Annotated in this window: 18 protein-coding genes; 9 read left to right on the plus strand and 9 right to left on the minus strand. The window is 62.5% G+C overall.

The window, feature by feature from the left end; translation table 11 throughout:
- Window positions 1-2: 2 nt before the first annotated feature.
- Entirely contained in the window at window positions 3-1,298 is a 1,296-nt protein-coding gene (gene paaK, locus ACVC7O_RS23065; RefSeq protein WP_458326499.1) for a phenylacetate--CoA ligase PaaK, read from the minus strand.
- Window positions 1,295-1,744, minus strand: coding sequence for a hydroxyphenylacetyl-CoA thioesterase PaaI (gene paaI / locus ACVC7O_RS23070; RefSeq protein ID WP_458326500.1), 450 nt, complete (start codon window positions 1,742-1,744; stop codon window positions 1,295-1,297). Before paaI ends, paaK begins: the two co-directional genes overlap by 4 nt.
- Window positions 1,745-1,831: 87 nt before the next feature.
- Between paaI and paaZ the strand changes: the two genes are divergently transcribed.
- Together paaZ and ACVC7O_RS23080 are read left to right on the plus strand one after the other, a co-directional pair.
- Complete coding sequence (gene paaZ, locus ACVC7O_RS23075; RefSeq protein ID WP_458326501.1) at window positions 1,832-3,868, plus strand: phenylacetic acid degradation bifunctional protein PaaZ; 2,037 nt, start codon at window positions 1,832-1,834, stop codon at window positions 3,866-3,868.
- Between the two features lie 39 nt (window positions 3,869-3,907).
- Window positions 3,908-4,687 (plus strand): PaaX family transcriptional regulator C-terminal domain-containing protein, encoded by a 780-nt coding sequence (locus ACVC7O_RS23080; RefSeq protein ID WP_458326502.1) that lies wholly within the window; start codon window positions 3,908-3,910, stop codon window positions 4,685-4,687.
- A gap of 94 nt (window positions 4,688-4,781) precedes the next feature.
- On the opposite strand, the gene ACVC7O_RS23085 is transcribed toward ACVC7O_RS23080, so the two are convergent.
- A complete protein-coding gene (locus ACVC7O_RS23085) occupies window positions 4,782-6,539 on the minus strand; it encodes a helix-turn-helix domain-containing protein (protein ID WP_458326503.1) in 1,758 nt (585 codons plus the stop codon).
- 289 nt (window positions 6,540-6,828) lie between these two features.
- On the opposite strand from ACVC7O_RS23085, the gene ACVC7O_RS23090 reads away from it, so the two are divergent.
- Window positions 6,829-7,440, plus strand: a complete 612-nt coding sequence (locus ACVC7O_RS23090; protein ID WP_458326504.1) for a VPLPA-CTERM sorting domain-containing protein — start codon at window positions 6,829-6,831, stop codon at window positions 7,438-7,440.
- Window positions 7,441-7,490: 50 nt separating this feature from the next.
- Entirely contained in the window at window positions 7,491-9,800 is a 2,310-nt protein-coding gene (locus ACVC7O_RS23095; RefSeq protein WP_458326505.1) for a SulP family inorganic anion transporter, read from the plus strand.
- Between the two features lie 40 nt (window positions 9,801-9,840).
- Here the strand turns inward: ACVC7O_RS23095 and ACVC7O_RS23100 are convergent, their stop codons facing one another.
- Complete coding sequence (locus ACVC7O_RS23100) at window positions 9,841-10,197, minus strand: winged helix-turn-helix transcriptional regulator (RefSeq protein WP_458326506.1); 357 nt, start codon at window positions 10,195-10,197, stop codon at window positions 9,841-9,843.
- A 112-nt stretch (window positions 10,198-10,309) separates the two neighbouring features.
- Here ACVC7O_RS23100 and ACVC7O_RS23105 point away from each other — a divergent pair, with 112 nt between their 5' ends.
- The 5 genes from ACVC7O_RS23105 (at window position 10,310) to ACVC7O_RS23125 (ending at window position 12,971) form a co-directional block, all read left to right on the plus strand.
- Complete coding sequence (locus ACVC7O_RS23105) at window positions 10,310-10,978, plus strand: glutathione S-transferase family protein (RefSeq protein ID WP_458326507.1); 669 nt, start codon at window positions 10,310-10,312, stop codon at window positions 10,976-10,978.
- A gap of 11 nt (window positions 10,979-10,989) precedes the next feature.
- Window positions 10,990-11,451, plus strand: a complete 462-nt coding sequence (locus tag ACVC7O_RS23110; RefSeq protein ID WP_458326508.1) for a hypothetical protein — start codon at window positions 10,990-10,992, stop codon at window positions 11,449-11,451.
- A gap of 113 nt (window positions 11,452-11,564) precedes the next feature.
- Complete coding sequence (locus tag ACVC7O_RS23115; protein WP_458326509.1) at window positions 11,565-11,900, plus strand: ArsR/SmtB family transcription factor; 336 nt, start codon at window positions 11,565-11,567, stop codon at window positions 11,898-11,900.
- Window positions 11,897-12,394, plus strand: a complete 498-nt coding sequence (locus tag ACVC7O_RS23120; RefSeq protein ID WP_458326510.1) for an SRPBCC family protein — start codon at window positions 11,897-11,899, stop codon at window positions 12,392-12,394. Before ACVC7O_RS23115 ends, ACVC7O_RS23120 begins: the two co-directional genes overlap by 4 nt.
- A gap of 1 nt (window position 12,395) precedes the next feature.
- The gene (locus ACVC7O_RS23125; protein WP_458326511.1) at window positions 12,396-12,971 is read left to right on the plus strand and encodes a dihydrofolate reductase family protein; all 576 of its coding nucleotides are present in this window, start codon (window positions 12,396-12,398) and stop codon (window positions 12,969-12,971) included.
- Window positions 12,972-12,987: 16 nt separating this feature from the next.
- Here ACVC7O_RS23125 and ACVC7O_RS23130 read toward each other — a convergent pair whose 3' ends face one another.
- The 5 genes from ACVC7O_RS23130 to ACVC7O_RS23150 all read right to left on the minus strand — a co-directional run bounded on the left by ACVC7O_RS23130 (window position 12,988) and on the right by ACVC7O_RS23150 (window position 18,522).
- Complete coding sequence (locus ACVC7O_RS23130; RefSeq protein WP_458326512.1) at window positions 12,988-14,004, minus strand: nucleotidyltransferase family protein; 1,017 nt, start codon at window positions 14,002-14,004, stop codon at window positions 12,988-12,990.
- 163 nt (window positions 14,005-14,167) lie between these two features.
- Entirely contained in the window at window positions 14,168-15,454 is a 1,287-nt protein-coding gene (glyA, locus tag ACVC7O_RS23135; RefSeq protein ID WP_458326513.1) for a serine hydroxymethyltransferase, read from the minus strand.
- Window positions 15,455-15,464: 10 nt separating this feature from the next.
- A complete protein-coding gene (locus ACVC7O_RS23140) occupies window positions 15,465-16,439 on the minus strand; it encodes a 2-hydroxyacid dehydrogenase (RefSeq protein ID WP_458326514.1) in 975 nt (324 codons plus the stop codon).
- Window positions 16,439-17,326: a succinate--CoA ligase subunit alpha gene (gene sucD, locus ACVC7O_RS23145; RefSeq protein WP_458326515.1), complete on the minus strand. Its 888-nt coding sequence runs from the start codon at window positions 17,324-17,326 to the stop codon at window positions 16,439-16,441. Before sucD ends, ACVC7O_RS23140 begins: the two co-directional genes overlap by 1 nt.
- A complete protein-coding gene (locus ACVC7O_RS23150; protein ID WP_458326516.1) occupies window positions 17,323-18,522 on the minus strand; it encodes a malate--CoA ligase subunit beta in 1,200 nt (399 codons plus the stop codon). The genes sucD and ACVC7O_RS23150 overlap by 4 nt, the downstream gene beginning before the upstream one ends.
- Window positions 18,523-18,541 lie beyond the last annotated feature (19 nt).

Genomic DNA, 18,541 nt, shown 5'->3' on the forward strand with positions numbered 1-18,541 from the left:
GGTCAGCCCTTCTCGCGGTGGTCAACCACTCGCACCGCCTTGCCCTGCGAGCGGGCGACGGACCCGGGCGCGCCGACGATGACATCGGTCGAGATACCCACCACATCCTTGATCTTTTTGCGCAGCACGGCGGCTGCGGTGGCAGCGCTGCCCTCTGCTTCCTCGACCAGTACGCGCATCGCATCCATCGGGCCATCTTTCACCAGCTCAATCTGGAAATGCGGTGCAAGTCCATCGGTCGCCATCACCTGTTCCTCGATCTGGGTCGGGAAGACATTCACGCCGCGCAGAATAATCATATCGTCCGAGCGCCCGGTGATCTTGTCCATCCGCCGCATCGACCGCGCCGAGCCGGGGTGCAGCCGGGTGAGATCGCGTGTGCGATAGCGGATCATCGGCATGCCTTCCTTGGTGAGCGTGGTGAAGACCAACTCGCCTTCCTGTCCGTCCTCCAGCACTTCCCCCGTCTGCGGGTCGATGATCTCGGGGAAGAAATGATCCTCCCAGATGTGCAAGCCGTCCTTGGTCTCGACGCATTCATTGGCCACACCCGGGCCGATGATCTCGCTGAGGCCATAGATGTCGACCGCGTGCATATCAAAGGCCTGCTCCACCTCTTGGCGCAGCGCGTTGGTCCAGGGTTCGGCACCAAAGACCCCTACCTGCAGCGAGGTCTCGCGCGGATCGCGCCCTGCAGCGCGGAAGGCTTCCAGGATGTTCAGCATGTACGAGGGTGTGACGAGGATGCCCTTGGGCTCGAAATCGGTGATTAGGCTGATCTGTTTCTCGGTCTGTCCGCCGCTCATCGGCACCACCATCGCGCCCAGCTTCTCGATCCCGTAGTGCGCGCCCAAACCCCCGGTAAAAAGCCCGTAGCCATAGGCGTTGTGCACGGTATCCCCGGCCCGCAGCCCCGAGGCGCGCAACGACCGCGCCATAACCGTCGCCCATGTGTCGATGTCCCGCGCGGTATAGCCCACCACTGTTGGTTTGCCCGTGGTGCCCGAAGAGGCATGCACGCGAATGATCTGCTCTTTCGGCACGGCGAACATACCAAAGGGGTAGTTCGCCCGCAGATCGTCCTTTTCGGTGAAAGGGAAGCGGGCGAGGTCGGACAGGTCCTTCAGATCGTCAGGATGCACGCCCGCCGCGTCAAAGCGCGCCTTGTACATCGGCACGTTCTCATAGGCGTGGCGCAGCGACCATTTCAGCCGGTCAAGCTGGAGGCTGCGAATCTCATCGACCGAGGCAATCTCGATCGGATCCAGATCAGACGGCTTAGGGCTCAGATCTCTCATGACGCATCCTCCACATCTTCGTCGAACAGCTGCCCTTTGATCTGTCGCGACAGACCGCGAAACTCGGCGATCACGGCGCCGGTCTGGTTTGTCACCTGCACATCATAGACGCCACTTCGACCATTCAGCGCACGCTCTTCCGCCCGTGCCGTGAGCATATCTCCCGCCCGCGCCGGGGCGACATAGGTGATGCTGTTCTGCTGGGCGACGGTTGCCGCATTCCGACTGTTGCAGGCAAAGGCAAAGGCGCTGTCAGCCAAGGCAAAGGTGATGCCACCGTGGCACATCCCATGCCCGTTGCAATGATGCGGCTGCACCAGGAGCGTTAGCATCGCCGTTCCTTCATCGACATCCGCAAGCTCCATCCCGAGCCAGTGCGAGGCCCGGTCCGGCGACCACATCGCCTGGGCTGCACGCTCTGCGCGCTGTTTTGGGGTGAGTGTCATGGTACCGTCCCGTCGTCTTTTCAATCATCTTGCATAAACCGACCGGTTGGTCAATAAATAGCATATGAATTCCAAGCGGAGGCCGACATGACCCTGATCGACGTCAAGAGTTTCGCAGCAGGGCAGTGGATCGCACCGGACGACAGCGCCCGAATGATCGAGAACGCGGTCACCGGGCAGACAATGGCCCGCGCGGGCAATGACGCGCTCGATGTTCTGGCCATGCTCGACCACGCCCGGACCGTGGGTGGCCCAAATCTGCGCAAGCTGACATTTCACGACCGGGCGCGCCTGCTCAAAGCGCTCGCCCAACATCTCGGGCAGCATAAACAGGAGCTCTACGATCTCAGCTTCGCAACCGGGGCCACGCAGTCCGATCACCTGATCGACATCGACGGCGGCATCGGGACGATGTTTGTCTTCGCCTCTAAAGGCCGCCGCGAAATGCCGGACGCGCATGTTTATCTCGACGGCGCGGTAGAGCAGTTGTCACGCAATGGCAGCTTCCTTGGCCAGCATATCTGCACGCCCCTGCGCGGGGTTGCGGTGCATATCAACGCCTTCAACTTCCCGGTCTGGGGCATGCTGGAAAAGCTCGCGCCGACGCTGCTGGCCGGAGTGCCCGCCATCGTAAAACCGGCGACGGCCACCTGCTACGTGACCGAACGCGCGGTGCAGATCATGTTGGCCAGCGGGCTGCTGCCCGACGGCGCGCTGCAACTCGTTGCGGGCGGGCTCGGCGACATGCTCGACCATCTGACCCACCAGGATGTGGTCAGTTTCACCGGCTCGGCCGAGACCGTGCTCAAACTGCGCTCCGCCCCGCACCTGCTCCGCAATTCGATCCGTTTCATCGCCGAGCAGGACAGCCTGAATGCCTCGATCCTCGGCCCGGATGCCGCCCCCGGCACGCCGGAGTTCGACCTCTTCATCAACGAAGTGCAGCGCGAGATGACAACCAAAGCGGGCCAGAAATGCACCGCGATCCGCCGCATCTTCGTGCCCGAAGCCCAGATCGACGCAGTGACCGAGGCGCTCCGCCAGCGCCTGGCAAAGACCGTGATTGGCGACCCTCGGGCCGAGGCCACGCGCATGGGCGCGCTGGTCTCCAACGCGCAAAAGCAGGACGTGCTGACCAAGGCGCGGCACATCGGCACCGAAGCGGATCGGGTCTTTGGCGACCCCGAGGACTTCGAGGTCACGGGCGCAAGCGCCGAGCAGGGGGCTTTCCTGCCGCCGATGCTCTTTCACTGCGCCACGCCCGACAGCGCCACCCATGTGCACGCAACCGAGGCCTTCGGGCCGGTCTCGACCCTCATGGGCTACCGCGATCTCGATCACGCGATTGACCTCGTGAACCGCGGGCAGGGCTCGCTGGTCGCCTCGGTCATCACCCGTGACCCGGAGGTTGCGCGAGCGGTGGCGCTTGGCGCAGGCGCCTTCCACGGCAGGCTTTATTTCAACAACCGCGACAGCATGGGCGAGAGCACCGGCCACGGCTCACCTCTGCCGCATATGGTCCACGGCGGCCCAGGCCGCGCGGGCGGCGGCGAAGAGATGGGCGGCGTGCGCGGCGTGATGCACTATATGCAACGCACTGCGGTGCAGGGCAGCCCGGACATCCTCACCGCGGTCAGTGGCCAATGGGTGCCGGGCGCTGCCGAAATCACGAGGCCGGCGCATCCCTTCACGCGCAGCTTCGATGATCTCTCCATCGGCGAAACGCTTCAGAGCGCTGAGCGGCAAGTCACACTCGAAGACATCGAAACCTTTGCGCATTTCACCGGCGACACGTTCTATGCCCACATGGATGACGCCGCGGCGAAGCGAAACCCCTTCTTTCCAGGACGCGTGGCGCACGGATATCTGCTGATCAGCTTTGCCGCCGGTCTCTTCGTCGAGCCAAATGAAGGCCCGGTGCTGGCCAACACCGGCCTCGACAACCTGCGCTTCATGAAGCCGGTCGAGGCCGGTGACAGCATCAAGGTGCGCCTGACCGTGAAGCGGAAAACCAAACGCAACGACGAGTACGGCGAGGTGCGTTGGCATGTCACGCTGACCAATCAGGATGATGATCTGGTCGCGGAATACGAGCTGCTGACCATGAACGCCTATACGGCCTAGCCTCTTGGACGTCAGCCGGTGAGGCCCTAGAAGGGGCGCATGACGCACCCTTTGCACCCCCAGCTGGTCAACTGTCTGACGGGCGACACGCCGCCCCGTGTCTGGTCGTTGCTGGTCACCGTCTTCGGCGATCTGGCACAGGCGCCTGATGCGCAGATTTCGGGCCGGGCTCTCAGCGTTCTGTGCGACGCCATCGGGATCAAACCCGCCGCCCTGCGCGTGGCTCTGCACCGGCTTCGCAAGGACGGGTGGATCGAAAGCCAGCGCACCGGACGTCAGAGCTTCCATCGGTTGACGGATTTCGGGTTGCAGCACTCGATTGCCGCGACGCCGCGCATCTACGGGCGCACCGAACCCCAGACCGACGCCTGGCTGAGTATCTTTGAACGTGGCGACAGCGATGATGCAAGCGGCGTCTGGGTCACGCCGAACACACTAATCTCAGCGGAGAATCCTGCGCGTGCCGACGCTTTCACCACCCAGCTGGGTCCGGGCAACCGCCTGCCGGACTGGCTCAGCAACAAGATCTGCCCGCCGGAGATGCTCGCCCACGCCGTCGCCTTTGAAGACCGTCTTGGACGCTGCGCCGCGCTCCTGCGCAACAACCCGACGATGACGCCGCTGGATGTTGCCGTGCTGCGGGTTCTCATCGTCCATGGTTGGCGGCGCATCGTGCTGAAGATCCCTGAGCTGCCCGATCACGTGTTTCCGACCGCGTGGCCCGGCGAAAGCTGTCGCAGACAGGTCAACCAGTTGCTCACTGATCATCCGCGCGTGAACCTCACCGAGCTTGAGAATAGCACCACATCAGCGACCTAATTTTTACATAATTCACATTACAGCACGACCAGCCTGTCCGGCGACGAAAACAACCGTTGAGCCCATCTGCTTCCAGCACGGGCCTCCCATCCGGTTACTGGATGTTTCTCAACAGGCTGATCGATTTGCTCGGCGTTTCGCCAAACTCCTGCCGGTAGAGCTTGGTGAAGTTGCTGACACTCGAGAACCCCGCGGCATGTGCGATCTCAGCCACGGTATTGTACTGATCGAGCAGGATCAGGTTGCGGGCGAAGGTCAGGCGCACCGATCGGATGAACGACGCGGGCGACTGCCCGTTTGCTTCCTTGAGGCGACGGCCAAGGGTCTTCTGGCTGACCGCGAGCGCAGAGGCCAACCTCTCCACCCCGAAATCCTGATCCGCCACATGATCGAGAACATGTTCCGTCAACCGCTCCAGGAACTGCTTTTTTGCGGAGAGATGCTGTTTGGTCGCCGGGTCATCGGCCAGCGCAGCCTCGAGCGCCTCGAGCCTCGCCGCCGTTGTCCGCTCCACCTCGATGCGCTGTTTCTCGATATCCTTGACCTGTTGTCCGAGCGAGGCAAGTTCGACCACGGCAGAGCGACGTTCCGTCTGCATCGCGCGGACCATCGTTGAAATCGCCAGCATCATGAAGAGCGTCTCACCGACAATCGCGGCGATATACGCCAAGGACAGAGGCCGCAGCAGCAGCACATCGAAGGCGGTCGCGGCCTGCGTCGGACTGACCGGCACAAGAAAGAAGTAAACCGCAGCGAAAAGGCCGCCGCTGAACAACACCAGCGAGCCCGAGATCGGCCAAGCCTGCGGCAGCCCCGCGCGAATCTTCCGGACAGCGACGACCAAAAGGACCAGCGGGCTGACGAAATAGATGAGATGAAGCGGCATGGCGAGATGCCAGGGGTCCAGCACGGCCAGAGCCGTCACCGCGACGATCACGACAGAGAGGGCCTGGAACAGCCGCCGCCAGATCCGAGCGTCCGCATCCACGTTCAGCAGCACACGGCAATATTGCACATTGGCCAGCATCCCCAGCCCGGCGAAGCCCTCGGTCATCGGCGTAAGTGTGGTGGCCGGCAGCGTGACATCGAAAATCGTATGCAACCAGCCATCATAGATGAAGGAGAACATGAACAGGCAGACCAGATAGAGCGCATAATACTGATAAAACCGCAGGTCGATCTGCCGGAACAGGATGATGCTCAAGAGCGCAATCGTCGCCACATAGCACAGAAACAGCGCCGTCATCATCAAGGTCATCGTGCCCCACTGGGAAAAGAGGTCCGCCGACATGATGACCGCGGTGATCGTCGGCTCGAAGGTCCCCACAATCCGCAGGTAAAACACCCGGTCATCGCCGGGCTGCAGCACAATGGGAAACCCGGTGCGAATGGCCGTGCTGTTGTTCTGCCCGGGGCTGACGGTGCGGCCTGCGCGTGACACTTCGACAAGTGTGCCGTCTCGGTCTTCGAAGACGATCACCTCATCGAAGATCTTTTCGATAAAGGCGATGACCCAGTCCCGGTCCTCGCCATGCGGATTCGCGACTGCAAACCGCAGCCACAGGGCCTGCGACGGCACGGGCGCGGTGAACATCCCGTTGCAGCTGCGCGGGTGGAAGGTCTGCCCGGTAATGCTGTCCGGGCCGATGGACCCGGTATGATCGAGAAAATACTCAGCCCGCAGCGCGCGCAGCCGATCATCGGGCGCATCCGACAGCGTATGGGCCACCGGCGGCATGTCGCCCGGCTGCAAACATGCAGCCTGCGGGCTGGCGGCATCCTCGGCGCGCAAGGCCGTCGCGCAGACAGACAACGCAAACAGAACCATGGCAATGGCATATGTCCTGATCATCGGTCCCCAATCGAAAATATCTGTGTCGAGGGTTCTATGCGAATTCGCCGCACCCGACTGCACTGGTTTGGGACAAATTTGAGCGCGTATGGGTCAAATCCACCCCAGCCCATTTTCTTCGCACCTCAAAGCTGGCTTTGATGATGCCTGCAATTGAGGCGAACTTCAACTCTGGCGGGAATATCCGTGAGGCAGGCACAGGCTATGTGCCGGTAGGAGCCCGTGCCTTGTCGCGCATGAAACGTCCCAGAAGCCTGTCGAGCAGGACTATTCTGAAGGAGACATAGATATGATCATTAGAACATGCGCCCTTGCCATCGCTGTGGCTGTACTGACTGCCACGACGGGCCTTGCGGCCACTGTCACCTTGAATGTCGTGGACGGACAATTGCGGGGTGCATCGAATGTCGACGTCAACGGCACGCTCTACGATGTGGAGTTCGTCGATGGCAGCTGCGTCGCCCTCTTTGATGGGTGCGACAGTACATTTGATTTCGACTTTTCGACACGTGCTCTGGCGGAAGCGGCAGCAATAAGTCTTGGCGACACAGTATTCCTCGACGGGCCCCTTGGAGATTTCGACAGCAACCCCACACTGACCTTCGGCATCGCGGCAAATGTCGCTGGCGTAGGTATCATATCAATTCCGTATGCACTGTCTGCTGACTTTCAGGAGATCAAAACGGTCATCTTTGTGAACACCGACGGGCTTGACGGATCGGCAGACTCTTCTTCAGGCATCAACACCGATCTGTCCAATGCAGATGGCTCCACCTTTGCCCGATTCACCCCGGTCCAAATCTCCGCCGTTCCCCTGCCTGCGGGCGCGGTGCTGTTGCTGACGGGGCTCGCCGGGCTCGGAGCGTTGGGCGCGCAGCGCAAAAGGATCGCCGCGCGCTGACACCCTGTCAAAACTGGAAGGACGGCATCCTTGATGTCGCGTCGTACCCCATGGATGACCATGCCCACGCGGAGGCTTTCGGACCAGAAACCAGCACCCCCCGTGCGGCTGACATCCTGCACGATCCGGTGGCGGCGGAAGACAGTCAAAGCTCAACGAACCGGGCGCCTTGGCTGAGCCATCTGCCCGCGATCCTCTCCGCCGGGCTGATCTGTGGTCTGCTGACCGCGATGTTTGCCATCTCGGCGGCCGTCCTGCTCTTCTCCACGGTGCTCAGCACGCATATCACGCTGGCGATCGGCATCTGCCTGGTCGGAACCATCGTGCTGAGCGCGGTGATCGCGCTCTTCAGCTCATACAAGGGCATGGTTTCCGTCACGCAGGAGGTCACGGTGGTCACGCTGGCCGTGATCGCCGCCTCCCTGCACGGCGGGATGTTCGGGGCGCATAGCGAAGCCGAGATACTCGCTACCATCATCGTGATGATCGGGCTGGCCACTGCGCTGACCGGGGCGGCGCTCTTTGCGATGGGCACATTCCGGCTGGGCCGGTTGATCCGCTTTATCCCCTACCCGGTGCTGGCCGGATTTCTCGCCGGGATGGGGTGGTTGATCGTCACCGGCGCGCTCGCTGTGGTGTTGGGCGCGCCCGTCACCGTCGAAAGCCTACCCACCCTCATCGAAGGCGCGGCTCTCCTCAAGTGGGCCCCTGCGGTCGCCTTTGCCCTCATCGTGGATCTGGCGGCCCGGCGCAGTGGCAGCCCCTTTGTCCTGCCCATCGCCATCGCCACATTTCTCGCGCTGTTTCACGCCGGTGTCTGGCTGTTCGACCTCTCGCTGACCGATCTGCAACGCGCAGGCTGGCTCTTTGCCCCTCCGCAAGACGGCAGCATCCGCCTGCCCTTCCAAGACAACCCGCTGGCGCTGGCCGACTGGTCGATGATCTGGTCCGAGCTGCCCAAGATCAGCGCGCTGCTTGCGATCAGCGCGGCCGCGCTGTTGTTCGCGTCCAGCGGGATCGAACTCTCGGTGCGCCGGGACATCGATCTCGACCGCGAACTTCAAGCCGCCGGGCTGGCGAATATCCTGGCCGGAGCCGGAGGCGGCGCCGCCGGGTTTCAAGGGTTGGGCCTGACCATCCTCGCGCACCACATGGGCGCAGCCTATCGGATCACCGGCGTGCTGGTCGCCGGGGTCTGTGCCGCGATCCTGGTCTTCGGTGCGTCTCTGCTCAGCGTCATCCCAATCCCGCTCTTTGGCGGGCTGCTCCTCTGGATCGGCGGGGGCCTGCTCTATCAATGGCTGATCGGCATCTACGCGACGGTCTCCCGGCGCGAATACCTGGTCGTGCTGCTGATCGTTCTGCTCATCGTCACGGTTGGGCTGTTGCAGGGCGTCGCGGTCGGCGTCTTTGCCGCCGCGGTGCTTTTCACCGTCGAATATGCGCGGGTCGAGGTCGTAAAATATGCGGTCACCGGCGAAACCTACCGCAGCCGGGTCGAGCACAACTCGGACGATCATGCCTACCTTCGCAGGCACGGGGCGCAGATCCGCGTACTGCGCCTTCAGGGCTTTATCTTCTTCGGCAGTGTTCACCAGCTGCATCAACGGGTCCGGGACTGTTTCGAAACACCCCGCGCCGCGCCGGTGCGCTTTGTCGTACTGGATTGCCGGGATGTCACCGGCATCGATTCTTCAGCGATCCAGAGCCTCACCAAGATTTGCGGCATCATCGGCAAGCAGGACGGGCGCCTGATTGTCAGCGCACTGAAACCGTCCATCGCCATGCGCTTGAACAAGTTGCTCATAAACGCCATCGAAGGCCCACCGGTGCTCTATTTCGATGATGTGGACGAGGCGATGGCCTGGTCCGAAGACCGCCTGCTGCATGACTGGGCCCATCGCCCCTGGACGCGCCCGGCACAGCGCATCGCAGACCAGCTGGCACGCGATCTTGCGCATCCCAAGGCCTTCGAAACACTCAGACCCTTTCTGGAGAAGATCACGCTCAAACCGCAAGCCCCGCTGATCCGCCAAGGGGACCAGGGAACCGACCTCTATTTCATCGAAAGCGGGTTCATCAAGGTGCACCTCGACGTGCCCGAGAAGGCGCCCATCCACCTGCGGACGCTCGGCCCCGGGACGATTGTCGGCGAGATGTCATTCTTTCTCCAGCGCGCGCGGACCGCCTCCGCCACCGCCGAAACCACCGCCACCGTCTGGCGATTGCGTCAGGAGGATCTGCTGCGCATGGCCCCACTCGAGCCGGATTTAACCCATGCGCTGAAAAGCTACTTCCTGCGCACGCTGGCAGAGCGTCTGGACCAGTCAAACCGGCTTGTGCAATCGCTGACCGATTGAGCGTTCACCTTGCGGCCCGACGATGTTGCCCCCCAAAGTTCTAGCCCGTTGGCGAGCGATTGACCCACCAGTCATGCATCGACGTAAAGACAGGCTCCAGGGCCATCCCGTCCGCGCTGGCGGAATACTCCACCTTCGGCGGCACCTCGGCATAGACTTTTCGGATCACCAGCCCATCGGCCTCCAAAGCCCTGAGCTGATTGGTCAGCATGGTCTGGGTGATGCCGTCAATCGCCTTGCGCAGCTCACCAAACCGCTTTGTCCCCTGAAAAATCAGGATCTGCAGGATCAAGAGTTTCCACTTGCCGCCAATCATCCCGATGACCTTCGGCGCGGGGCAAATCGCGGCACTGTCCGGCTCTGGAATGTCCATCGCGGCGGTTGGTTCAATGGTCATGATCGCTCCAATAGTATGGTTTTTGATAGTATATCAAAAAATTCTGCCTACTTTTCTGATCTTACTGTTGTGCCTAGCTTTGAGCAAACAGATTGCATCAAAGGACAACATCATGACCCCCACACTCTGGACAGTCAGCGGTGCGCCAAGCCCATGGCGCGTGGCCCTCGGCATGGCTTTCAAGGGCATCCCCTGCGACATTGAGCTTCTCTCCGCCGCACAGAAAGATCACAAGTCCGAGGCCTATCTGCGGCTCAACCCCCGTGGCACAGTGCCGACTTTGGACCATGAGGGCCTGCGGCTCGGCCACTCCGTCGCCATCCTCGCCTGGCTGGACCACGCGTTTCCAACCACGCCGCTGTTCGGGAACACGCCGGAACAGGCGGGGCACATCTGGCAAACCACGATGGACATCTTCGACCACCTCCCGCCGGCCACAAGCAATGTCTTGTCACCGATCTTTTTCCAGAACGCTGCCGAGGCCACACCGGAATTGCTGACCGCCGCCGAGGCCTTGCGCGCGGAGCTCACGCATCTGTCGCGCCTCCTCTCGACGCAGCCGTTCCTGTCAGGTGAGCACCCCGGTGCTGCGGACGCGGTGGCCTTCCCGCATGTCCGGCTGATCCAGCGCGCGATGGAGACGAAACCCGAGATCATGACAGCCCTTGGGCTGCGGAGTCTGACGGATTTGCCACCTCACATCGCCACCTGGATGGCGCGCATTGAGGCGCTGCCCGGTGTGGCCGAAACCTTCCCGCCCCATTGGGCCGAAGCCGCCTAAGGAAAAACCCCATGACCACTCAAAACTACCGCAAGTCCATCCAGGTCTCAGCCGAAGCGGGCGCCGCCTTCGACGCCGTGACGCAACATGTGGATCGCTGGTGGACACGCCCCGACCACCCGCTTCGAAACCTTGGCGACCGGGCAAAGTTCTCCTTTCCGCCGGGCGTGTCCTACTGGACCTTCGAGCTGACCCAATCCGACCCACCCGGATTTGTCGAGTGGACCTGTGTCGACGCGCTGCATGTGCACGACGGGCAGCCCAAGGAGATCGAGACCGAATGGCTCGGGACAAAGCTGCACTGGAGGATCACCGGCACCGTTGGCAGCACAACAATCGAGCTTGAACACGCGGGGCTCACCCCGGGCCTGCTGTGTTATGACATCTGCGAGGCGGGGTGGGACTTCTTCTTTCTCAGCAGTCTGAAACAGTATCTGGACACGGGGACGGGGTCACCGCACGCGGGCAGCTAGGATGCGGCCAGCGTCGACGGACCCCGGATTCGAACAATCGACGCTGTTTCATCATATAGTGGGCCGTTATTAAACCAATTGACTAATTAACTGATCAGTTTAATATTGACCCCATGAATGACGATGACACACTTGACGCGGTCTTCGCGGCCCTTGCCCACCCCACGCGGCGGGCCATCCTCGCGCATCTGGCCAAAGGCACGGCGACTGTGAACGCGCTGGCCGAGCCCTTCGACATGTCGCTGCCCGCGGTGTCAAAGCATATTCGGGTGCTCGAGAATGCCGGGCTGATCAAGCGTGAGAAGACGGCACAGTTCCGCCCTTGCACGCTCGACACCACGCCTATCAAGGCGGTGGTCGGATGGACAGAGCAATACCGCCCCATCTGGGAGACCCGCTTTGATGCCATGGACAAACTGCTCAACGAGATAAAGGACACATCACCATGAGTGACGAACAGGATTGGGTGCGCATCGAACGGGAGTTTGACGCACCGCGCGACCTTGTCTGGCAGATGTGGACCGACCCTGACCTCTTCCGCCAGTGGTATGGCCCCAATGGCATGTCCGTGCCGACGGCCGAGATGGATGTGACGGTTGGCGGCACGCGCAAGATCTGCATGGCGATGCAATCGCCCCAACGGTCAATGAAGATGTGGTTTACCGGCGTCTACAAAGAGGTCAGCCCACCGCATCGCCTCGTCTATACTGAAAGCATGTGCGACGAAGCGGGTACGCTGATCGCACCGCAAAGCATGGGGATGCCAGACGACTTCCCCGATGTCACCGAGGTGATCATCGAGCTCAGCGATCTCGGCGGGCGCACCCGGATGGTCATGGTGCATGTGGGCGTGGCCGAAGGCACGGCGGGCGCCGGCGGCTGGGCTCAGGCCTTCGACAAGCTGGCCGCCTTGGCCACGGCGCAGCAGAGCGTCAGCAGCTGACATGCGCAAGCTCGCGATCCTGACGTTCGTGACCCTGGACGGCGTGATGCAAGCGCCGGGGTCTGCCGAGGAAGATGCCTCGGGCGGCTTCGATCAGGGAGGGTGGGCCGCGCCCTACTGGGACGGGGTGATGCCGCATGTGGAGCGGACCGCCATGGCGGCACCCTACGACATCCTGTTTGGGCGCAAGACCTATGATCTCTTTGCCGGTCATTGGCCGACCGCGCCCAAATCGACCACCTCCGACCGGCTGAACACCGCAAGGAAATACGTCGTCACCTCCACACCGCTCACATCGAACTGGCAGAGCACGCAAACGCTCGCAGGCACCGATGAGGTCAGACAGCTGAAGGCGCAGGATGGTCCTCTCCTTCAGGTGCACGGCAGCGCGCATCTGATCCAATCGTTACTGGCTGATGACCTGATCGACGAGTTCCGGATCTGGGCCTTCCCCGTCGTGGTTGGCTCCGGGAAACGGCTGTTTCAGGGCGCGCATCCCCCTCTCACGCTCGACTGCGTCACAACCGAGCGTCTTGCGAATGGCGTCGTCAGCCAGGTCTACAAGAAATCCGCCTGAGCCGATCGACCGGCACCTATGCAACGAGCCCGCCCAGCACCTCGGCACTTTGCGGCATGAGCTTGAGGCTTGCGGCGATCCGTGCGGCCCATTTCGGGCCACGCTCCTGCGCCACGACGTAAGCCTCGCGCAGCTCATCCGGGCGCAACTCGGCCAATGCTGCGATGAGATAGGCCGCCTGCGCCCGGTCTTTCGCGGACTTCTGCGCATCCGCCCCCCCGGCCCTGCGGTCCGCCACGATCAACTTGTGAATCGCAAAACGCTCCGGCCGCGGGATCTGGATGAGCACGCCGGAACGATAGAGCGACACCGCCGGGATCGGATCGGCGAGCAGGAAGTCCAGATGCCGCAGCGCAATCGCGCTCACACCAAGGGCGGGCAGGTCCCGCACGCCCTCGTCGCGCTGCGCCGGCATCAGGAACTCTACCAGCGTCTCGCCACCGCCCTGCGACCAGCGCCAGGTCCGGGTGTGATCCATCGACGGCAGCGGCTCGAAGGCCAGCGACTTGAACACATCGGCCAGCGGCGTCTCGACCTCATCGCCCACCGCGAAGGACAACCGCTCAAAACTGCCGATGTCGATGTCCCCGGTTTGCGCCAGCTGATCGACCCCCAACTGCACGCCCAGCTCACCCTCATAGTGCCGAAAGGCCACCGTACCCACCAGCGTCCCGCCCAGCCGAAACACCCCCGTCCGCGCAAAGGCATTGAGCAGGCTGCCGGTGCGCTGGTCGGTCGAGGCATAGCCCTCGGCCCGCAAGAGCCGCACCAGCCGCGTCCGCTCGCGGCGCCGTTCATCGGCCTGCGCTTTCAGCTCCTTCGCCCGCTCCAGACGCCCGCGCAGCGCATCACTGTCCGGGCCGATGTACTTTTGCCCCATCTTTGCGCCAAGCCGGTACTTGTCGTACCAGAAGATACGACCCTTCACGGTGACCGCCACGGGCGTACCGATCAGGTCAGAGACCACGTCATCCCGCATGAGCCGCAGCAGATCATGATAGGCGGACATGCCGATCTGGGAATGAAAGCGCATGGGGTAACCAGCAAAAATTACTTTTGATGTATAATAGAAGCTGCTCCGTTATACATCAATAGTATACTTTGCAGTATAACACCCTTCTCCCGAGAGACCTCAAGCCGCAAAAAAGGCCCGCCATCCGAGGTGGATGGCAGGCCCCTCACTCAACGAAAATCAATCAGTAGATCAGGAACTCCGCGCAGAGCGACAGAACCTCCGCTTTCACGCGCGCTTCGACCTCTGCATTGCCCTCGGCCCCGTGCGCCTGCAGCCCATCGACCACATCAACAATCCAGCCGCCGATCTGGTCGAACTCGACCTCGGTGAACCCGCGCGTCGTTCCCGCGGGCGAGCCAAGCCGCAGCCCCGAGGTGATCGTCGGCTTTTCCGTATCAAACGGGATACCGTTCTTGTTGCAGGTGATATGCGCCCGGCCCAGAGCCGTTTCGGCCGCGTTGCCCTTCACGCCTTTGGGCCGCAGATCGACGAGCATCAGATGCGTATCAGTGCCGCCGGTCACGACCTCGAGCCCGCCTTTCTGCAGCCGTGACGCCAGCGTCTGTGCGTTGCGGATCACCTGGGCCTGATAGTCCTTGAAGGACGGCATCAGCGCCTCGCCAAAGGCCACCGCCTTGGCCGCGATCACATGCATGAGCGGGCCACCCTGAATGCCGGGGAAAATGGCCGAGTTGAACTTCTTCGCCATGCCCTCGTCATTGGTCAGGATCAAGCCGCCGCGCGGCCCCCGCAGGGTCTTGTGGGTAGTCGTCGTCGCCACATCCACATGCGGAAAGGGCGACGGGTAGACGCCCGCCGCAATCAGCCCTGCGAAATGCGCCACATCGGCCAGCAGATAGGCCCCAACCTGGTCCGCAATCGCCCGGAACCGCGCGAAGTCCAGCTGCCGGGGTATGGCCGAGCCACCGGCGATGATCATCTTGGGCTGATGCTCCAACGCCAGCGCTTCGATCTGGTCATAGTCCACGTCCAGCGTGTCAGGCTTCACGCCGTAATGCACCGCGTTGAACCACTTACCTGACTGGTTGGGCCGCGCACCGTGGGTCAGATGCCCGCCTGCGTCGAGCGACATACCCAGAATGGTATCGCCCGGCGTCAGCAGCGCCTGAAACACCCCCTGGTTCGCCTGGCTGCCCGAATTCGGCTGCACATTAGCGAACTCACAGCCAAAGAGCTTGCACGCCCGCTCGATCGCCAGGTTTTCGGCCACATCCACATACTGGCAGCCGCCGTAATACCGCCGGCCCGGATAACCTTCGGCGTATTTGTTGGTCAGCACCGAGCCCTGGGCCTGCAGCACCGCCTTGGAGACGATGTTCTCAGAGGCGATCAGCTCGATCTCGTCCCGTTGACGGCTCAGCTCGCTCGAGATGGCCCCGAAAAGCTCGGCGTCCCGATCCGCCAGATCGGTCGTGAAAAAGCCGGTGTCGCGATGCGCTACGTTCATGTCAGTCTCCTTACGCCACGCGGTCGCGCGGTTCATGTCCATCGAAAAAATCATGCAGGTTGTCGAGCACGCGGAAGCCCATGGCCTGCCGTGCCTCGCGCGTCGCACTGCCCAGATGCGGCAGCATCACCAGGTTGCGGGTGCACTGCTCCAGCATCGGGTGGATCGCCGGTTCCCGCTCGAACACATCGAGTGCGGCCCCCCCGATTGTCTCGAACATCAGCGATTGCGCCAATGCGAATTCGTCGACAACCTCACCCCGCGCGGTGTTGATCAGGAAGGCATCCTCCTTCATCAGATCGAGCCTGCGGCTGTTGATCAGCTTGCGGGTCTCGGGCCCACCGGGGCAATGCAGCGAAACGAAATCGCACTGCGGCAGAAGGTCGTCGACACTGTTCTCTTGAACCGCATTGAATTGCTCCAGCACCTGCTGATCGACGGGCGAGCGGTTGAAGACCACGATCTTCATGCCAAACCCGAAATGCGCACGCCGCGCCATTTCCTGCCCGATCCGGCCAAAGCCGATGATGCCCAGCACCTTGCCCGAGACCTTCGTGCCCACCAGATGGGTCGGGCACCAGCCGTCCCAGACCCCGTCGCGCAGTTCCCGCTCGCCCTCGCCGGCCCGGCGCGCCACCATCAGCATCAGCGTCATCGCCAGATCAGCGGTGCATTCCGAGAGCACATCGGGCGTGTTGGTCACCGCCATGCCGTGTCGCTTGGCCTGCGCCAGATCGATATGCGAGTAGCCCACGCCATAGTTGGCGAGGATCTTGGTCTGCGCCTTCGGGACATCCAAAGCATCTGGCCCGATCTGATCCGTCACCGTGGGCAGCACCGCATCGTATTTCAGGAAGGCCTCGCGCAGCTCCGAAGGCGTCAAGGGCCGGTCGCTGCGGTTCAGCTCCACGTCAAACTCGCTCGCGAGCTTCTGCTCCACCGCCGCCGGCCACCGCCGGGTCACGAGAACGCTGGGTTTCACCATCACGCTGCCTCCATCACATTTGCAATTGTCGCGCCGATCACGGCGGGGTTCTCCGCCACGGTCACGCCCGCCGCCGAGAGGATCTCGACCTTCTCAGACGCACTTTCGCCAAAGGCCGAGATAATTGCCCCCGCGTGCCCCATGGTGCGCCCCTTTGGCGCGGTTAACCCCGCCACATAGGCCACCACGGGCTTGGTCACATGGTCGCGGATATACTCCGCCGCCTCCGCCTCCTGTGGCCCGCCGATCTCGCCGATTAGGGCGATCACATGTGTGTCGGGGTCGTTCTCGAACCGCTCCAGAATATCCTTGAAGGACGAGCCATTGATCGGATCGCCGCCGATGCCCACGGAGGTGGAAACACCGATCCCCCGCTCCTTCAGCTGGCTCGCCGCCTCATAGCCCAGCGTCCCGGACCGTCCGACGATGCCCACATGGCCCTTGAGATAGATATGCCCCGGCATGATCCCCAGCAGCGCCTTGCCCGGGCTGATCGTGCCCGCACAATTCGGGCCCGTCAGCACCATGCGCCGCTCCTTCGGGTAGCGGTACATGTACCGCTTCACGCGGATCATATCCTGCGCCGGGATACCATCTGTGATGCAGACGCAATACTGAATGCCAGCATCCGCTGCCTCCATAATGCCGTCCGCTGCAAAGGGCGGCGGCACGAACACCAGCGAGGCTTCCGCACCAGTGGCCTGCACCGCCTCTTCCACTGTGTCGAACACCGGCAGACCTTCCACAGTCTCACCGCCCTTGCCCGGCACGACGCCGCCCACGACATTGGTACCGTAGTCGATCATATCCTTGGTATGAAACCGCGCCATCTTGCCGGTGATGCCCTGCACGATGACCTTCGTGCTGCCATCCAAAAGAATGCTCATGATGCCGCCCTCATCGTCACGCCTTGCGCCTGATCGTTCTTCCAGGCCTGAACCGCACGTTCGGCCGCCTGGTTCAGGGTCGTCGCGCGGATGATCGGCAGACCAGAGCCTGCGAGGATCTTCTGCCCCTGCTCCACATTCGTGCCCGCGAGGCGCACCACCACGGGCACATCCACCTCGATCTCGCGCAACACCTGCACAACGCCTTCGGCGACCCAGTCGCACCTGTTGATGCCCGCAAAGATGTTGACCAACACCGCCTGCACCTTCTTGTCGGACAGCACCAGCCGGAAGGCCTTGGCCACCCGCTCGGGCGTGGCGCCCCCACCGATGTCGAGGAAATTCGCAGGCTCGCCGCCTGCCAGCTTGATCGTGTCCATCGTCGCCATGGCCAGCCCCGCGCCATTCACGATGCACCCGATGTTGCCGTCCAATCCGACGTAATTCAGCCCGCGATCCGCCGCGCGGCTCTCGCGCGGGTCCTCCTGGCTCTTGTCGCGCAGCTCGGAGATTTGCGGATGCCGGAAGAGCGCATTGTCATCAAAGGTCATCTTGGCATCGAGCGCGACCACTTGGTCATCGCCGGTGATCACCAGCGGGTTGATCTCGACCATCGTGGCATCAAGCTCGGTGAAGGCGCGATAGCACCCCTGCAGCGTGCGCACCATCTGCTGCACCAGCCCCGCTTCAACGCCCAGCTTGAAGGCGATCTGACGGCACTGGAATTCGCGCAGGCCCACGGCAGGCTCGACCGTCGCGCGCACAATGCTCTCGGGCTTCTCAGCCGAGATGTCTTCAATTTCCATCCCGCCTTCTGAAGAGGCGACAATCATCACCCGCTGCGACGTGCGATCCAGCACGAAACCGAGGTAAATCTCCCGCGCAATCGACACCGCCTTTTCCACGTAAACACGGTAGACACCCATGCCCTCAGGCCCGGTCTGATGCGTCACCAGCTTAGCGCCAAAGAGCTTCTCGCAGGCGTCATAGATCGCCGTATCGCTGTCGCAGACCTGCACGCCGCCCGCTTTGCCGCGCCCACCTGCATGCACCTGCGCCTTCACAACCCAGCGCTCGCCGCCCAGCTCCCGCGACCTGTACGCCGCCTGCTCCGGGCTATAGGCCAACGCCCCATCCGGGCTCACAACGCCAAAACTCGCCAACACCTCTTTCGCCTGATATTCGTGAATATCCATGACGTCCTCCTCCCATGTT

This window comes from Roseobacter cerffii (assembly GCF_054226325.1).